Raw genomic sequence first — 17,031 nt, forward strand, 5'->3', positions numbered from 1 at the left:
TGACCGCGACTACCTGCTGGACAAGGTGCAGCTCATCGAGAAGATCGTTGATGAAACGCCAGAGCCAGCCGAACTCGCGGCCAAGCTGGATGAATCGCTCAACAGCCATCAAGGCCTTTTCATCTCAATTACGCGCGGTGACGTACAGCTGTTTGGAAAAGGCGGCATCACATTTCCAGTGGAACTCGCTGCGCAAAACGCCGCAGATCAGCCCATGGACTGGACCGATGGTGAGCGGCAATTGCGAGGCATGAGCACAGAGATTTCGACAACGCAGTTGCCCGGTAGAGTGACAGGTGCAGTGCAGAGCATGCGCCTCACACTCGCGTTGGACACGCAGCACCACACCCACTTCATGCAGATGCTGCGCCAGCAGTTGGCGGTGTACGTGGTGCTGGCCACCTTGCTCAGTGGTCTGCTGGGGTGGTGGGCGGCCCGCAGCGGTTTAGCCCCACTCAGGACCATGAAGGAGCGCGCGCTCAAGGTCACGGCTCATAAGCTCGACGAGCGCATGCCGATCGACGCCGTGCCCGTGGAGATGGCGGAGCTGGCCCACAGCCTCAACGCCATGCTGGAGCGGCTGCAACAGGATTTTGCGAAGCTCATGGAATTCTCCAGCGACATCGCGCATGAGCTGCGTACCCCCATCAGCAACCTGCTGACACAGACCCAGGTGTCGCTGTCGCAGCACCGTGATCCAGAAACCTACCGCGACATCCTCGCCTCCAACGCCGAGGAGTTCCAGCGCCTGGCGCGCATGGTGTCCGACATGCTGTTTCTGGCCAAGACGGACCACGGCATCCAGCTTCCGAACCGTGAAGATGTCGCGCTGGAAGACGAAGTGATGAGTCTTCTGGATTTCTACGATGCGGTGGCTGAAGACAAACAGCTTCGTCTTCAGGTGGTAGGAGCGGGAATTGTGGTGGGTGATCGCCTGATGATTCGGCGAGCTATCAGCAACTTGCTGTCTAACGCCTTGCGGCACGCGCACCCTCGCACCGAGGTTACGCTGACCGTCGAGCCTCAGGGGGATGGCACCAACCTGTGTGTCACGAATACCGGTGACCCGGTTGATGCTGTCGACCTGCCGCGCCTGTTTGACCGGTTCTATCGCGTGGACAAGGCACGTGCGCACCCATCTTCCGATGGCGCGGGCTTGGGTCTGGCCATCACCAAAGCCATCATGCTGGCTCACGGCGGTGGCGCCTACGTCTCATCGGCAGCAGGAACGACGCGGTTTTGCTTGCAGTTTCCGGGTCCTCGGATACTCCGGTCTCTTCGCGTCACCAGCAACCCGCCCCAGACGACCGCGAACGCACCGTACTGAGCGACTACGAACCAAGGCCTTCCTGGAAAACGCGATCGGCCTGCGCGCCCTAAAATCTGTCCATGCGTCGTATGCTCATTCTCGTCCTGTGTCTACTGCTGCCCCTGCAGGGGTTCGCGGCGTGGCAGGTTCCTGCGTCACCATGCCCTATGCAGGACATGATGGCCATGGCGGATGAAGCCGGCGAGACGGCAGACACCTTGGCCGAGGCCATGAAAGACTGCTGCAACGACATGGCCACCTTCGAGCGCACGGGCCAGCCTTGCAAGAGCGTTCAGAGCTGCGTCGCGCCCGCTGCAGGCCTGCCATCTTTCCCATCCCTCGTGGCCCAGACCCCGGTCACCCAGGACCCTCTGGCGCCAGCCTGGCGCAGCCTTCCTCCAGGCGCGACCACGCGCCTCTGGCGCCCCCCCACTTCCTTCTGATTCCCCGCACAGTGCAGCCCATCTGCCGGTGGTGCTGCTGTCGCACGTTGCCAGGGCCATTGCGCCCGGACGTGCCTGCTCAGGAACTCAGACATGGAACACCCTTCGCTTTTTCTTGTGCGCGCCGTGCTGGCCCTCGCTGGCCTGCTCGCGGTGATCACACCCGCTGCCGCCGATGAACCTCTGAGCCTGGGCGCTGCGGTGAGCGCAGCCCTGGCCCGTTCGCGCAGCCTCGACGCATCAACCGCCGCCGCGCAAGGCGCACGCGAGATGGCGGTGGCGGCTGCACAGCGACCCGACCCGGTGCTGCGCCTCTCCCTGGACAACCTGCCGGTGGATGGGCCTGAGCGCTTCAGCACCACGCGCGACTTCATGACCATGCGCTCCGTCGCACTCATGCAAATGCTACCCAATGCGGACAAGCGTCGCGCGCGGGGCGAACGCTACGAGCGTGAAGCCGAGGCAGCGCTCAGCGACCGCGCCCAGCGGGTGGCCCTGTTGCAAACCGAGGTGGCGCAAGCCTGGCTCGAGCGCCGCATGCAGGAACAGCGTTGGTTGTTGCTGCAGGCGCAGATCGCCGAGGCACGCGTTCTGGTGCAAACCACCGAGGCTGCGCTCCGCGGTGGGCGCGGCTCCGCAGCCGACGCGCTGGGCGCGCGAGAGGCGCTGGCGCAGCTGGAGCAGGGCTTGATCGGCGCGAAGGCCGACCGCGCCAACGCACGCCTGACGCTGGCGCGCTTCACCGGCGGGCCACCCGACCTGCCGCTGGCCGATCCACCGCCGATGCGGCAGACCATCGCAGCGATGGGTGAAGCGGACCGATTGCACTCCCTCCCCGATCTGGCCGCATTGCAGGCTCGCGAAGCCGTGGCCCGGGCCGAGGCCGAAGTGGCCCGCCAGGAGCTCAATCCCGACTGGAGCGTAGAAATCATGTTCAGCCAGCGCGGTTCGGCGTTCTCCAACATGGTGTCGATCGGCGTTTCAGTGCCACTGCAGTGGGACAAGCCGCAGCGTCAGCAACGCGAGCTCGCCGCGCGTTTGGCCCGCGTGAACGAGCTGGAGGCCGAACGCGAGGAGCAGACCCGCGAGCGGGCGCTGCAGGTGCGACGCTGGCAGCACGACTGGCGCGCCGGGCTGGACCGGCTGGCCCACCTGGACGAGCAGCGCCAGCCGCTGGTCACACAGCGCGTTGACGTGACGCTCGCCGCCTACCGGGGCGGGCGCGAGAGCCTGGGCCCGGTGCTGCAGGCGCGCCGCGACGCACTGAACCTCGCGCTCGAACGCCTCGCGCTGGAGCGCGACACCGCAGGCCTGTGGGCCCAACTCGAATACCTCATCCCCGACAGCGCCACTGGAGTGAAGCCATGAACAAAAAAGCATCCATCGTCGCACTCGCTGCGGTGACCGCGCTCGTTGCCGTGGGCGCTGGCGCCTGGTGGGTCGGCATGCAGCAGGGCATGGGCCACACCATGAGCGCCAATGAAGCCCAGGTGAGCAGCACCGACGCCAGCGCCGACCCTTCGTTGTGGACCATCCCGCAAGGCGAAGAAGCCACACGCCGGCACATCCGCGAATCGCTCAAGGCGGGGGACGTGGACCCGGCCACGGGCCGGCAAATCCTGAACTACCACGACCCCATGGTGCCGGGCAAGAACTTCGAGGCACCGGCCAAGTCGCCGTTCATGGACATGATGCTGGTGCCGCGCTACGCCGGCAGTGACGCGGCGGACGCCAGCAGCGTCACGGTGAGCCCGCGCATCCAGCAGAACCTGGGGCTGCGCACGGCGCCGGTGATCGAAGGCTCACTGGTGTCGGAAGTGACCGCCGTGGGCAACGTGGCCTGGAACGAGCGCGAGCGGGTGGAGCTGAGTTCGCGTGCCATGGGTTATGTGGAGAAGCTGCATGTGAAAGCGGCACTCGATCGCGTGGCGGCCGGTGCGGCTCTGGCCGAGCTGTACGTGCCCGACTGGGTGGCCGCGCAAGAGGAGTACCTGGCGCTGGCGCGACTGAGTGGCGAAGGCACCGACGCGCTGCAGGACGCCGCGCGCCAGCGCATGCGCCAGGCCGGCATGAGCCCTGCGCACATCCAGCGCGTGGTGAGCTCGGGCGTGGTGCAGCCCCGCTTCACGCTGACCGCGCCCATCGCCGGCATCGTGAGCGAACTCATGGTGCGCGAAGGCGCCACCGCGATGCCGGGCATGGCGCTGATGCGCCTGCAAGGCACGCGCACGGTGTGGGCCGAGGGGGCGGTGCCCGAAAGCCAGGCCGCGCTGCTGCAGCCAGGCGCGCGCGTGCGCACCACCAGCCCCGGCGCGCCCGGCCAGACGTTCGAGGGCCAGGTGCAGACCTTGCTGCCCGAGGTGGACGCGGTCACACGCACCATCCGCGCACGGGTCGAGCTGGCCAACCCGCAGGGGCGGCTGGTGCCCGGCATGCTGGTGAGCATGCGGCTGGACCGCCCGCAGGCCGCGACCACCCTGCTGGTGCCCAGCGACGCGGTGATCCACACCGGGCGGCGCAGTGTGGTGATGGTGGCGGAAGACGGCGGGCGCTTCCGCCCGGTGGAGGTGACTGCGGGTCTGGAGGTGGGTGGTCAGACCGAGATCAGCGCCGGCCTGCAAATGGGTCAGCGCGTGGTGCTCTCGGGTCAGTTTTTGATCGACTCCGAAGCCAGCCTGCGTGGGCTCGAAGCACGTCTCAACCAGGAGCCTTCGCCCACAGCTCAGCGTTACACCACCGACGCGGTGATCGATGCGCTCAGCGGCGATACGGTCACGCTTACGCACCCGCCCATACCCGCACTGAAATGGCCGCAGATGCAGATGGACTTCAAGCTGCCACCGCGCGCACAGCAGCCGCGCGACCTGGAAGCCGGTGACCGCCTGCAGATCGAGTTTGAGATGCAGGAGGGCGAGGTGCCGCGCATCACCAGCCTGCAGCGCGTTGCACCGGAGCCCGGCAAATGATCGCCGGCCTGATCCGCTGGAGCATCGCCAACCGCTTCCTCGTGCTGCTGGCCACCGCGCTGCTGAGCGCCTGGGGCGTGGTGGCCCTGCAGCGAACGCCTCTGGACGCTTTGCCCGACCTGTCTGATACGCAGGTGATCATCCGCACCACCTGGCCCGGGCAGGCGCCGCAGATCGTGGAGAACCAGGTCACCTACCCGCTGACCACCACCATGCTCTCGGTGCCGGGCGCTCGCGCTGTGCGCGGCTTCTCGATGTTCGGCGACAGCTTTGTGTACGTGCTGTTTGAAGACGCGGTGGACCCGTACTGGGCGCGCTCGCGTGTGCTGGAGTACCTCAACCAGGTGCAGGCGCGCCTGCCGCGCGGGGCCACCTCATCGATCGGGCCCGACGCCACGGGCGTGGGCTGGATCTACCAGTACGCGCTGATTGATCGCACCGGCGGGCAGGACGTGGCGCAGCTGCGCGCCCTGCAAGACTGGTTCGTGCGCTTCGAGCTCAAGACCGTGCCCGATGTGGCCGAGGTCGCCAGCGTGGGCGGCATGGTCAAGCAGTACCAGATCGTGCTCGACCCCGACAAGATGGCCGCCTACCGCGTGACGCAGGCCATGGTGGCCGAGACGGTGGCGCGCGGCAACCAGGAGGCCGGGGGCTCGGTGCTGGAGCTGGGCGAGGCCGAGTACGCGGTGCGCGCGAACGGCTACCTGAAAACACTCGATGACTTCCGCGCCATCCCGCTCATCACCAACAGCGCCGGTGTGTCGGTGCGCCTGGGCGATGTGGCGCGGGTGCAGACCGGGCCGGAGATGCGGCGCGGCATCGGTGAGCTCAACGGCGAGGGCGAGGCCGTGGGCGGCGTGGTGGTGATGCGCTCGGGCAAGAACGCGCTGCAGACCATCGAAGCGGTGAAGACGCGCCTGGCCGAGCTGCAGCGCAGCCTGCCGGCGGGTGTGGAGATCGTGCCGGTGTACGACCGCTCGGGCCTGATCGAGCGCGCGGTGAAAAACCTCGGCGAGAAGCTGCTGGAGGAGTTCATCGTGGTGGCGCTGGTGTGCCTGGCGTTTCTGTTTCACCTGCGCAGCGCGCTGGTGGCCAGCATCTCGCTGCCGCTGGGTGTGCTGATGGCTTTCATCGTGATGCAGCAGCAGGGCATCAACGCCAACGTGATGTCTCTGGGGGGCATCGCCATTGCCATCGGCGCTATGGTGGACGCGGCCATCGTGATGATCGAAAACGCCCACAAGCACCTGGAGCGCTGGGCGCACCAGCACCCGGGCGAAACGCTGCAGGGCGAACCGCGCTGGCGCGTGATCGGCGACGCTGCGGCCGAGGTCGGGCCGGCGCTGTTCTTCTCGCTGCTCATCATCACGCTGAGCTTCATCCCGGTGTTCACGCTGGAGGCGCAAGAGGGCCGGCTGTTCGCGCCGCTGGCCTTCACCAAGACCTACGCCATGGCGGCCTCGGCCGGTCTGGCGGTCACGCTGATCCCGGTGCTCATGGGTTACTTGATCCGCGGGCGCATCCCGGCCGAGACCGCCAACCCGCTGAACCGCGCACTCATCGCGCTGTACCGCCCGGTGCTGGACGCGGTGCTCAAGGCGCCGAAGCTCACGCTGGGGGTCGCGGCGCTGGTGCTGGTGGCCAGCCTCTGGCCGCTGCGCCAGCTGGGCAGCGAGTTCATGCCGCCGCTGGACGAAGGTGACCTGCTCTACATGCCCACGGCGCTGCCTGGCCTGTCTGCCGCCAAGGCGGCCGAGCTGTTGCAGCAGACCGACCGCCTGATCAAGACCATTCCGGAGGTGCAGAGCGTGTACGGCAAGGCCGGACGCGCCGAGACCGCCACCGACCCGGCGCCGCTGGAGATGTTCGAGACCACGATCCAGTTCAAACCGCGCAACGAATGGCGCGCCGGCCTCACGCCCGAGGCGCTGATCGAGGAGCTCGACCGCACCGTGCGCGTGCCGGGCCTCTCCAACATCTGGGTGCCACCCATCCGCAACCGCATCGACATGTTGGCCACCGGCATCAAGAGTCCTGTGGGTGTGAAGGTGGCGGGGCCCGACCTCGCCACCATCGACCGCCTCACCGGCGAGATAGAAAAAGCAGTGAAGAACGTGCCTGGTGTGAGCAGCGCGCTGGCCGAGCGCCTCACGGGCGGGCGCTACATCGACGTGGACATCCGCCGTGCGGACGCCGCGCGCTACGGCCTCAACATCGCCGATGTGCAGGACATCATTGCCGGCAGCGTGGGCGGCATGAACATCGGCGAGACGGTGGAGGGCTTGCAGCGTTTCCCGATCAACCTGCGCTACCCGCGCGAGCTGCGCGATTCGCTGCCGGAGCTGCGCGCGCTGCCCATCGTGGCGCCGGGCGGCCAGCGGCTGGTGTTGTCCGACGTGGCCGACCTGCGCATCAACGAAGGGCCGCCCATGCTGCGCAGCGAAAACGCGCGCCTGGCCGGCTTTGTGTACGTGGACATCCGCGGGCGCGACCTGCGCGGCGCGGTGCTGGACATGCAGCGCGCGGTGACCGAGCGGGTGGTGCTGCCCGCGGGGTACTCGGTGTCGTGGTCGGGGCAGTTCGAGTTTCTGGAGCGCGCCACGGCCAAGCTGAAGCTGGTGGTGCCAGTCACGCTGCTGATCATCTTCGTGCTCCTCTATTTGATCTTCCGCCGCTTCGACGAAGCCTTGCTTATCATGGCCACGCTGCCGTTCGCGCTGGTGGGTGGGGTGTGGTTCCTCTGGCTGCTCGGGCACAACCTGTCGGTGGCCAGCGTGGTGGGCTTCATTGCGCTGGCCGGCGTGGCGGCCGAGTTCGGCGTGATCATGCTGATCTACCTCAAGCAGGCGTGGCAGGAACGGCTGGACGCCGGGCGCACGGACGAACTGTCGTTGCTGGAGGCGATCCGGGAGGGCGCAGTGCTGCGGGTGCGGCCCAAGGCCATGACGGTGGCCACCATCGTGGCCGGGTTGCTGCCGCTGTTCTGGGGCATGGGCACCGGCAGCGAGGTGATGCAGCGCATTGCAGCGCCCATGATCGGCGGGATGATCAGCGCGCCTTTGCTGTCGCTGCTGGTGGTGCCTGTGGTCTACCGGTTGATGCGGAGGCCGCGCTGAATCAGGTGAGTGGCGAGCGAACGCTGATGACGGCCTTACAACACGTCCCACTGAGTCGAGTGGGTATTTTCCGTTCGTTACCCACAGGGACTGTGCTCTAACCTGTGGATAACCAAGTGGACAACGCCCGCAGGCCACGGCCAGCATGATCTGCGGGCTGCTGCTCAAAAGTTGGGCGTTGCGGATGCCTGAGTTCACCCCTGACACCAAGCCAGTCGGTGCCGGCTGCAACTGCACGCCACAGGAGCCCACCCATTGCGCCAGGGAGGAGTGGGAGATGGCGAGGCCAGCTCGGCTGAAGATCGCTTCCGGGCGGTACAGCGGCAGGTGGGGATGAACGGACGCCTACGATGAGCCTGACCTTCCCGCAATTTGAGTAGCGCAAACAAAAAAAGGGCTGCATGGCTGCAGCCCTTACATCAGTCAATCGAATGCAATGTTTAGTTCAACACTTTAATTGAACGGCTCGCCTCTCAAGGCGGCTTTTTTTTGCGTCTTACGCTGCTCTCAGGCGGGCAAGGATTCAAGGTTGTTGCCGGGCGAGGAGTGCACCCAGTCCACGAGTTCACCTGCGGGCTGGTAGCCTTGCACACACGCCTGCAGGATGGCGCGCATGCTGGCCACATCGTTGCGGATCATGGCTTCGTCCAGCGCCTTCAGCACGGTCCGCAGCTCGTCCCAGGGCAGGCTGTCCTCCAGCGCCTTCATGATGCGCGCGTGTTGCGTGGGCTGAGGGTTGTCACCGATCAGCAGTTCCTCGTACAGCTTTTCGCCGGGCCGCAGCCCGGTGATCTGGATCTCGATGTCGCCATCAGCGCCCAGATCTTCCTTCACCGCCAGGCCCGAGAGCTCGACCATGCGCCGGGCGAGATCGATGATGCGCACCGGCTCGCCCATGTCGAGCACGAACACGTCGCCGCCCTGCGCCATGGCGCCGGCCTGGATTACGAGCTGCGCGGCCTCCGGGATGGTCATGAAATAGCGGGTGATGTCCGGGTGCGTGAGGGTGATGGGCCCGCCGTTGCGGATCTGTTCGCGAAACAGTGGCACCACCGAGCCGCTGGAGCCCAGCACGTTGCCAAAGCGCACCATCGCAAAGATGGTGCCGCCGTCGGGAGCTGTCTCGGCGAGCGACTGCAACACCATCTCGGCCAGGCGCTTGCTCGCGCCCATGACGTTGGTGGGGCGCACGGCCTTGTCGGTGCTGACGAGGACGAAGTTCGCCACGCCCGCGTTCAGCGCCGCCTGCGCGGTGATCCACGTGCCCCAGACGTTGTTGCGCAGACCCTGCACCGGGTTGTGCTCCACCAGGGGCACGTGCTTGTACGCGGCGGCATGGTAGACCGTGTGCGGCCGCCACGTCTGCATGATCTGATCCATGCGGGCCTCGTCCTGCACCGAAGCGAGCAGGGGGACCAGGCGCATCGCTGGTGCGGTGGGAGCGCCGGCGCGCTCACTGTGCTCTGGTGGTTCGACCTGAGCACTCCACAACGCGAGCAACTCGCGATGGATCTGGTAAAGCGCGAACTCGCTGTTTTCCACCAGCAGCAGGGTGTGCGGCTGGCAGGCCGCAATCTGGCGGCACAGTTCGCTGCCGATGCTGCCGCCAGCGCCCGTGACGACCACCACTTTGCCCTGGATCAGGCGGTTGAGCAGTGTTTCATCGGGCGTGACCGGGTCGCGGCCCAGCAGATCCTCGATGTCGAGTTCGCGCACATCGCTCAGCGTGACGCGGCCGGACGCCAGGTCCGACATGCCTGGCAGGGTGCGCACATGCACCGGCAGATGGCGCAGGTTGTCCAGAATCTCCAGGCGCCGCTGGCGCGAGACCGAAGGCAGCGCGAGCAGGATGTCGGTCACACCCAGTTCGTGAATGAGTCGCACGAGCTCCGCCGGGTCGTGCACCATGCGACCGTCCAGGCTGTTGCCTTGAAGCTGGTCGTCGTCGTCTACAAAGCCGAGCAGCCGGTGTTCGCTACCTCGCGCTAGCGCGGCGGCGAGCTGCCGCCCCGCCAATCCCGCACCATATATCAGGATGCCCGGCAGGTGCTGGCGTTGCAGCAGCGTGCGGTACAGCCCGCCCAGCCAGTAGCGCACCACCACGCGACTGAAACCGACCGCGACCAGCAGCAGCAGGGGCTGGATCACGCCCACCGTGCGCGGCACTCCAGGGACGCTGACCACGGTGAACACGGTGGCATAGAAGAGGCTGTACAGCACCATCGCCTGCGCCAGATTGACCATGGCATTCCAGCCGGCGTAGCGGAAGATGGCGCGGTACAGACCGAAGCGGATGAAGAGCGGCAATGCGATCAGCACCGAGCCAGCGATCGCCCACCAATGCATGGGCGTGAGCCGCACCCAGTGCTCCAGCCGCAGGCACAGCGCCAGCCAGACAGTCAGCGCGCAGAGCGCGATGTCGACGGCAACAGCGAAGAGCCGCTTGGCCGTCCGCGGCATGTGCAGCAGCGTGGATGCGGTCGCGCCTCGACGATCCTTGTTGTCCATGTGCCCCTGTCCCAAGTTTGTTTTCTTTTTAGTGGGCCACGCCGTCACGGCGCAGCACTTTCACGAATGTCATCCAGAGAATGCGCACGTCAAACCACAGGCTGCGGCGCCGCAGGTATTCTGCATCCAGCGCCACCTTCTGCGGGATCGGCAGCTCGTCGCGCCCGTTCACCTGCGCCCAGCCGGTCAGCCCGGGTGTCAGTTCGTGCACGCCCTGTTCGGTGCGCAGGGCGATCAGGTCATCCTGATTGAACAGCGCGGGGCGTGGTCCGACGAAGCTCATGTCACCCTTGAGGATGCTCCAGAGCTGTGGCAACTCGTCCAGGCTGCTCTTGCGCAGGAAGGGGCCAATGGGGGTGAGGTACTTCGCCGGATCGCTCAGCAAGTGCGTGGCCACGGCCGGCGTGTCGGTGCGCATGCTGCGGAACTTGGGCATGCGGAAGATGCGGTTGTGGCGGCCGACACGGTCGCTCCAGTAGAGGGCCGGGCCCGGAGAGGTGAGCTTCACGGCCAGCGCCGCGAGGATGACGGGCAGCAGCAGCACAGCGCCCGCGCACAGCGCGAGCAGCAGGTCGAACAGGCGCTTCATGGTCGCGCCACCATGCCAGCGGCCGCGCGGCGCAGCCCTTCGTCCACGCCGATCGGCGGCGTCCAGCCCAGCGTGTCGCGCGTGTGGGCAATGTCGACCTGCAGGCTGCCGAGCAGGCGCTGGGCCACGTCGCGTTTGCCGATCATGGCGGCGCCCAGTGTCAGCAGGGCCGGCGGCACCGGCAGCAGGCGCGCGGGCTTGCCCATGGCGTGTCCCATGCGGCGCAGCAGATCGGCGGTGGACAGGTCTTCGCCGTCACTCACCAGAAAAGTCTGGTTGGCTGCGGCCGGGTGGTCGATGCAGGTGATGAGCAGGTCTACGAGGTTGTCCAGCGCGACCAGGCTGCGGCGATTGTGCGTCACCGAAGCTAGGGGCAGGGGCAGCCCGCGTTGCACGGCGCGCATCATGGCAGCAAAGTTGGCCTTGACGCCGGGGCCATACACAAGGGGCGGGCGTACGATGACGACCTGCATCCCAGTAGCGGTGGCAATCTCACGCAGTCCGATTTCCGCTTCGTGCTTGGAGATGCCGTAGGGGTCAAGCGGGGTGGGCGGATCGTTCCCATGGAACGCTCTGTTGGGCTGTGTACCCTCGCCATTCACCTTGACCGAGCTGAGGAAGATCAGACGCCGCACACCCGCTTGAAGTGCGTGGCGGGCGAGTTGAAGTGTCCCCTCAACGTTGACCGCGCGAAAGGCAGAAAGTCGATCCGGGACCCTGTCGTGAAGCAGATGCACACGTGCCGCCGTGTGGACGACGGTGTCACAGCCAGTCAGCGCAAACGACCAGTCCGTATGGCGATCTATGGATCCGATACCGATCGAATTCTCGGCGCGACGTCGGGTGGTGGCAACGGTCACGCGTCCCCGGCTGGTCAAGGCAGCAACGGTGGCGCCTCCCACAAAGCCGTTGGCGCCGGTGACAAGGATCTTCATCGGGCGTACATCTGTTGATAGAGGCCCAACGTCTGACTCTCGATCAGCGCTGACGAAAACTCATCTGCAATGCGATCTCTCCCGCGGCTGCCCATGCGTTTTCGAAGCGACGGATCAATCAGAAGCTCTTGAAGTGCATCTGCTAACGCCGCAGCGTCGCGCGCCGGCACCAGCAGACCATTGTCTCCATCCTTGACAGCGCCGCGGCATCCGGGAACATTTGTTGCGACACAAGGCAGGCCAGCCGCCATGGCTTCCAGCAAGAACCTTGGAAGCCCCTCGCGGTATGACGGCAGGCAAGCGACAGTAGAGCGCAACAGTACGTCCGGCATGTCCTTACGGAATCCCCAGAACTCAACCACGCCCGCTGCCCGCCAATATTCAAGTGTCTGGGGGTCAATGCATGCCCGGTTTCCTGGGTCCGCGTCACCTGCAATGACAAATCGAGCATTGATGCCGCGCGCACGAAGCAAGTTCGCCGCTTCGACAAACTCACCGATACCTTTGTCCCAAAGCAGACGGGCACCCAGCAGGACGATGGGAGGATCTACCTTGCAGACGTCCGTAGCGTACAGTGTCGGGTCCACTCCAGAACCCTTGATGAGCACCGCAGCTGCGGGGTCCACTTGCTTCGTCCGCACGAACTCCTCGACGTCATCGGTGTTTTCAAAGACGACTTTGCTGCCCTCTGGGTTCAGCAGCAACCGGAGAGCCAGTTGCAGAATCGGACGAAAGACGCGCATCCTGAAGGACCCGGAGGTCAACGCATAGCCTCCGCCAACGATGGCATTGACGACGCGTCGAATGCCGCAAAGCCGCGCTGCAACTCCACCCAGCAACACAGGCTTGAGCGCAATCTGGTGCACTAGCGAAGGTTTTTCATCACGGTACGCCCGAAGCACCTGCTTGAACGTGAGCCAGTTCGCGTAGAGGCTCATACTGCGGCGGTCCATCCTCAGGGGAATGAGCTTGAAGCCGGCCGCCTCGATCATTTCCCGGTGCTGGTCAACGTGGGTCAGCACCACTACCTCGTAGCCCGCATTTCTTGCCGCCACCGCTCGCCCCAGGAAGTGTGAGCAAAAAAACCAGTCAACTGAAATGAAGTACAAGACCTTGGGTCGTTCAGCTATGTCCGCCAACATTGAAGAGGAGTCTCTCTGGCCCGATGACTTCCACCCTGATGTCATGAAGCCTCGCGATCGATGGGTGGAATTGGCACGGTCCACTTGATCATGGTGTCGTGTGCCCTGAGTGGATCCGCCCGGGTGAGGTTCCGGTTGCGGTTTCGTCGGTACCGGGCCGCGAACAACGGAGCCAGGTCGCCTTGGTGCCGGGGTGAAATACGCTTGCCGGCCCGACAGGTCGGTTCTTGATTGTTTGGTAGCCAGAAATCATAGGATCTCGCGAAAGCGGACCACCAGCACACGGCGAAGAAACTTGACCAGCGAAAAGATCGAACAGCTCAAAAACGTCCCCAAACCAATCAACTCAGCCTTGTACAACTGTCGATAGCAGTCGAGTTCGCCGAACTCCATGCACACCAAGTTTGCGCTCAACCCACCCGCGCCAAAGTCTCCCTTGAAAGCCACTGCAAGCAGTGAATCAAGCTTGGCGGCACGAATACCTCCTAGGACCAGCTCGAGCCAGAGCAGAAAATCTTCCGCATATCGTTTTCCCTCTTTAAACCGATGCGGCACGTCACGTCGCAGCATAACTGTTCGGGTAGCAATTGCGTTCGAGTAGAGCAGCGATTTCCCATCAACCGGTCGGGCCGTGATGGTGCCCGGCTGCACAGTGGACGCATCTAGGGCTGAAGCGTTTCCATCGGCGAAGCCATGGCGATGGCATGTCAAAAAAACTTCTGGATGGTCACGCATCCACGTGTACTGGGTTTCAATTTTTTTCGGTAGCCACGCGTCGTCCGAATCCAGGAAGGCGATGAAGGGTTGATTTGAAAGCGCCCAGCCGCGGTTTCGCGCGTTTCCCGGCCCGCCATTTTGGGCACACTGCACAACCCGGATCGGTACCGAACTTCCATGCAGGTCAGCCAGTGTCTGCAATTCTCGAACGGTAGCGCCATCGTCCGGGCTTGCGTCATCCACCAGCAGGACTTCGCTGGGTTGCATGGTTTGCTGCAGCACCGAAAGCAATGCGCGTTCTATCGTCTCCCTACAAAGGAAGCACGGGATGATGACGCTAACGGGCGCAGTGGCATCAGTCATGCGGGAACATTCTGCCGGGCCACCCACTGGCGGTGAACGTGTGACGACCGACCAATCGCCAACTGAGCTCGTACACCAATCTGCGGGCGGCTTTGGCCCCTTTCTCCTTTCCAAAGACGAGACCGCCAAGCCGCATCAGAATGTTTCTCAGGAGCCTGAGAGGAGGTGTTAGCCTGTGTCGCACTGCAGCCTCTTGGAAAGGCATTGCAGACCTCGCATGCGAACGCGCAGGCGCGCTGGTCCGAGCAAAACGCAGAAGTTGAATGAAGCGGTGTTCGTAGGTGTGCTCCTGCCTTGTGCGCTGGAAGCCCGCTTGAGCGATCCTGTCTCTCTCTTGAGGGTGCGCGAGGTAGTGGTTGATCTTGGCGACGAGGTCGTCGAGATCGGCGAAGACGGCGATCTCCTGGTCTGCGCGGTAGTACTTCTCCAGTGATCGCGCTGGCTCGGTGAGAAGGAAGCCACCGGCCCCAGGCACCTCGAATAGCCGTGCCTTGATCTGGTTCTCTCCTTGGGAGTTGGCAAAGTTCAAGCTGATGCAGGACTCCCGAATGATTCGAGGCATATCTTCGGCCGCAACCGGCCCATTCGGCCACCCATGCCCAAAACACACTACCTTGATGCCTCGGGCTCGAAGTGCCTCTACCCGTTGGATCCGCGATCCATGTGACGTTCCAATGAAGCTGACGGGATACCGGCAATTCTGGGCGGGGAGGGGCTCCTGCAGGTGGTCTGAAATGGCGGCCCATTGGGTGGCCAAGACGTGATCGAATCCATCGGACCTGTATCGAGGCACCACATGGTCATAGGTGGTGGCCATCGCGTCATAGGAGCCGGCGATGAATCGGGAAACCTCGCGATACTTCCATGAATCGTCTGTCGCCCACGACAGCGTGATCACATCACCGCGTGCCCGGATCAGTTCAAGCGTTTCCAACCAGATCTCATAGTTCATCTGCACCGACAATAGAACATCGGGCCGAAAGTCTTCGACGGCGTCCAGCAACGCTCTGTTCAACGAAGCCAGATCCAGATAGGCCCGCCTGTTCCAGGTCTCGACGAGCCTGACCTCATGGCCGAGGTTTCTGAGAGCGGGTAAGAATGCCGAAAATTCCGGACTCTCCCCGCGCTTGACGTCGCCATAGTTGTACTGGCCAAAAGCGCACAAGATCTTCATCGCACAACCAGTTGCAGGGCCTTGGTGTTTGGGGTCTCGACTCGGGCTGCCCTGGAAGCATCAGGGCGATTGATGGTTGCGTGGCTTCTCTAGCACAAACATTCCACAGCCGTAATCCTGGTCGTTCGCGCGGTCCGTTGAGCAGTCTGGCCAGTAGCGACCGGCATCATCCACCAACGAGAAAGAGACTAGGCTTAGCTTTCCCAAAAGCGCGAGGATGGTCTTCGTCGCGAATACTCGATGTGCATTGAAACAAATCCGCTCCCTTCCAACTGGCACCGAGAGGAAGAGGCGTCCTCCGGGAGCAAGCACGCGCTGCAGTTCGGCAATTGCCTTGCGGCTTCCCTCGGGGTCGATTGGATCACCATACCGCCCCAGCCCGATGTGTTCCACCACGTGGAGGCAAGAAACCGACTTGACGGAGTCGTCCTCCATCGGCAACGCCAAAATGTCGCCGCGCGTGCACTCAAGCCCGGTCAGCGCCGCGTCGAGCGGACGAAAATCCATGAACTCAGTCGGCACGAATGCTGACAGCGTGGCAATCAGTTTTACGTCAGAGCCAATGTCAAGGTGTCTGACAGGAGGAGTGCCGGCCAGTTGGCGCGCGAGCCAGGCCGCTTGGTAGAAATAATGGGGATCGAAAGGCGTGGAAGCCACCCAATCGTACAGGTTGGGGTATGCGTCGGCGACCTTCAGGCGGTCCCCTTGGTGCAACTTGTTGAACCTCACCCAGTGGCGGAAGAACCTTGGCAGGTAGGCCAGGCCGATTAGGGGGCGCGGGTGGATGGCCATCATCACAAGATTCCTGACCAACTGCTTAATCGCCACGCGCTACCCCGTGTCCGTTGCCGGTGTCCTGGCAAACCACGTCGCCTACTGCCTTGCCCCGTAGATGATCCATGTCCCGTTTTCTGGCATGCACCCTCACCCGCCAGCGGACCTTGAACCAGTGGTAGAAATTGATTAGCGGCAAGAGTGCGTTAGAGGGCAGTGCATCTAGCTCGCGCGTTCGGCACTCCTCGCGCTCTGCCCTATATTGAGCCGTTTTGGCCATTGACAGTTGCCCGTCGTGCCTGCGGAATGCACCAAATATCGCCGGACAGTACTCGCAGCGTCCAATCAGGCTGGTTCTGAGGAAGAAGTCGTAGTCGGCCGCGTACTTGACGGCAGGATCGATTCCGCCCACCTTCTCGTACAGGGCCCGTGTCCAGAAGCAGGACTCCTGCAAAGGAGTCCAGCCTGCGTACAACATCATCGCTCTCAAATCAGAGGCGTGCCCGTTCGTTACTTGGATGACGTTGCCTTGTTCATCAATCAGCAAGTCATCGCCAAAGATCAGATCTGCACCGGTACGCTGAAGCGAGTTGCGCGCCTTCTCCAGCGCCCCATCCAGCAGGAGATCGCCAGAGTTCACCCAGCAAAGGTAATCTCCTCGGGCCATGCGAAATCCTTTGGCGACTGCGTCCGCGTATCCTGCATCGGGCTCACTAACCCATCCGCTCAGCCTGTGCTCGTGCGCTCGAATTACCTCGGTGCTGCTGTCCGTAGAGCCTCCGTCAATGATGAAGTATTCATCACCCGGCCCGAGGTTTTGTAGCACGGATTCAATCGTAGGGCCGAGATGACCAGCCATGTTGTAGTTCGGCGTGACGACAGTGAACGACCTGCGCACCTCATGATGCCGCCGTGCGGCATCGAACTTTTTTTTAGGCATGGCTTGACGCACTGTGAGGCCAAGGAAAATCGGCATTCGGATCCCTCGGCGATCC

Annotated in this window: 12 protein-coding genes and 1 pseudogene; 4 read left to right on the forward strand and 9 right to left on the reverse strand. The window is 63.9% G+C overall.

The annotated features are described in order from the left end of the window. From AB7P10_RS17385 to AB7P10_RS17400, 4 genes are all read left to right on the forward strand, one after another. Positions 1–1,327: heavy metal sensor histidine kinase (locus tag AB7P10_RS17385; protein ID WP_428295116.1), on the forward strand; the 1,327-nt coding region annotated here is incomplete at its 5' end. A 518-nt stretch (positions 1,328–1,845) separates the two neighbouring features. Further along, positions 1,846–3,120, forward strand: coding sequence for a TolC family protein (locus AB7P10_RS17390; protein WP_428295117.1), 1,275 nt, complete (start codon positions 1,846–1,848; stop codon positions 3,118–3,120). Further along, positions 3,117–4,718 (forward strand): efflux RND transporter periplasmic adaptor subunit, encoded by a 1,602-nt coding sequence (locus AB7P10_RS17395; protein ID WP_428295118.1) that lies wholly within the window; start codon positions 3,117–3,119, stop codon positions 4,716–4,718. The genes AB7P10_RS17390 and AB7P10_RS17395 overlap by 4 nt, the downstream gene beginning before the upstream one ends. Next, positions 4,715–7,834: an efflux RND transporter permease subunit gene (locus AB7P10_RS17400; protein ID WP_428295119.1), complete on the forward strand. Its 3,120-nt coding sequence runs from the start codon at positions 4,715–4,717 to the stop codon at positions 7,832–7,834. Before AB7P10_RS17395 ends, AB7P10_RS17400 begins: the two co-directional genes overlap by 4 nt. Before the next feature lie 198 nt (positions 7,835–8,032). Here the strand turns inward: AB7P10_RS17400 and AB7P10_RS17405 are convergent. From AB7P10_RS17405 to AB7P10_RS17445, 9 genes and pseudogenes are all read right to left on the reverse strand, one after another. Beyond that, positions 8,033–8,164, reverse strand: a pseudogene (locus tag AB7P10_RS17405) (IS66 family transposase); the annotation flags it as partial. 177 nt (positions 8,165–8,341) lie between these two features. Then, complete coding sequence (locus tag AB7P10_RS17410; protein ID WP_428295120.1) at positions 8,342–10,342, reverse strand: polysaccharide biosynthesis protein; 2,001 nt, start codon at positions 10,340–10,342, stop codon at positions 8,342–8,344. Positions 10,343–10,370: 28 nt separating this feature from the next. After that, complete coding sequence (locus AB7P10_RS17415) at positions 10,371–10,931, reverse strand: sugar transferase (protein WP_428295121.1); 561 nt, start codon at positions 10,929–10,931, stop codon at positions 10,371–10,373. After that, positions 10,928–11,866: a UDP-glucose 4-epimerase family protein gene (locus AB7P10_RS17420; protein WP_428295122.1), complete on the reverse strand. Its 939-nt coding sequence runs from the start codon at positions 11,864–11,866 to the stop codon at positions 10,928–10,930. The genes AB7P10_RS17415 and AB7P10_RS17420 overlap by 4 nt, the downstream gene beginning before the upstream one ends. Next, positions 11,863–12,975 (reverse strand): glycosyltransferase family 4 protein, encoded by a 1,113-nt coding sequence (locus AB7P10_RS17425; RefSeq protein WP_428295123.1) that lies wholly within the window; start codon positions 12,973–12,975, stop codon positions 11,863–11,865. Before AB7P10_RS17425 ends, AB7P10_RS17420 begins: the two co-directional genes overlap by 4 nt. A gap of 282 nt (positions 12,976–13,257) precedes the next feature. Then, positions 13,258–14,088 (reverse strand): glycosyltransferase family 2 protein, encoded by an 831-nt coding sequence (locus AB7P10_RS17430; RefSeq protein ID WP_428295124.1) that lies wholly within the window; start codon positions 14,086–14,088, stop codon positions 13,258–13,260. Continuing rightward, positions 14,081–15,262 carry a CgeB family protein gene (locus tag AB7P10_RS17435; RefSeq protein ID WP_428295125.1) on the reverse strand — a complete coding sequence of 394 codons (1,182 nt, stop codon included), beginning with the start codon at positions 15,260–15,262 and terminating at the stop codon, positions 14,081–14,083. The genes AB7P10_RS17430 and AB7P10_RS17435 overlap by 8 nt, the downstream gene beginning before the upstream one ends. 60 nt (positions 15,263–15,322) lie before the next feature. Then, positions 15,323–16,057, reverse strand: a complete 735-nt coding sequence (locus AB7P10_RS17440) for a class I SAM-dependent methyltransferase (protein WP_428295126.1) — start codon at positions 16,055–16,057, stop codon at positions 15,323–15,325. A 22-nt stretch (positions 16,058–16,079) separates the two neighbouring features. Then, on the reverse strand, positions 16,080–17,012 hold the full coding sequence (locus AB7P10_RS17445; protein WP_428295127.1) for a glycosyltransferase family 2 protein: 933 nt from the start codon (positions 17,010–17,012) through the stop codon (positions 16,080–16,082). Positions 17,013–17,031: the final 19 nt, after the last annotated feature.

Source organism: Hydrogenophaga sp. (assembly GCF_050182545.1).
In the GTDB taxonomy this organism is placed as follows: domain Bacteria; phylum Pseudomonadota; class Gammaproteobacteria; order Burkholderiales; family Burkholderiaceae_C; genus Hydrogenophaga.

What these genes read in the sequence shown, in the direction of transcription:
- AB7P10_RS17440 (WP_428295126.1), bottom strand. Translation starts at nt 16,057, where the DNA reads ATGATGGCCATCCACCCGCGCCCCCTAATCGGCCTGGCCTACCTGCCA.
- AB7P10_RS17430 (WP_428295124.1), bottom strand. Translation starts at nt 14,088, where the DNA reads ATGACTGATGCCACTGCGCCCGTTAGCGTCATCATCCCGTGCTTCCTT.
- AB7P10_RS17445 (WP_428295127.1), bottom strand. Translation starts at nt 17,012, where the DNA reads ATGCCGATTTTCCTTGGCCTCACAGTGCGTCAAGCCATGCCTAAAAAA.
- AB7P10_RS17415 (WP_428295121.1), bottom strand. Translation starts at nt 10,931, where the DNA reads ATGAAGCGCCTGTTCGACCTGCTGCTCGCGCTGTGCGCGGGCGCTGTG.
- AB7P10_RS17435 (WP_428295125.1), bottom strand. Translation starts at nt 15,262, where the DNA reads ATGAAGATCTTGTGCGCTTTTGGCCAGTACAACTATGGCGACGTCAAG.
- AB7P10_RS17420 (WP_428295122.1), bottom strand. Translation starts at nt 11,866, where the DNA reads ATGAAGATCCTTGTCACCGGCGCCAACGGCTTTGTGGGAGGCGCCACC.
- AB7P10_RS17390 (WP_428295117.1), top strand. Translation starts at nt 1,846, where the DNA reads ATGGAACACCCTTCGCTTTTTCTTGTGCGCGCCGTGCTGGCCCTCGCT.
- AB7P10_RS17410 (WP_428295120.1), bottom strand. Translation starts at nt 10,342, where the DNA reads ATGGACAACAAGGATCGTCGAGGCGCGACCGCATCCACGCTGCTGCAC.
- AB7P10_RS17395 (WP_428295118.1), top strand. Translation starts at nt 3,117, where the DNA reads ATGAACAAAAAAGCATCCATCGTCGCACTCGCTGCGGTGACCGCGCTC.
- AB7P10_RS17400 (WP_428295119.1), top strand. Translation starts at nt 4,715, where the DNA reads ATGATCGCCGGCCTGATCCGCTGGAGCATCGCCAACCGCTTCCTCGTG.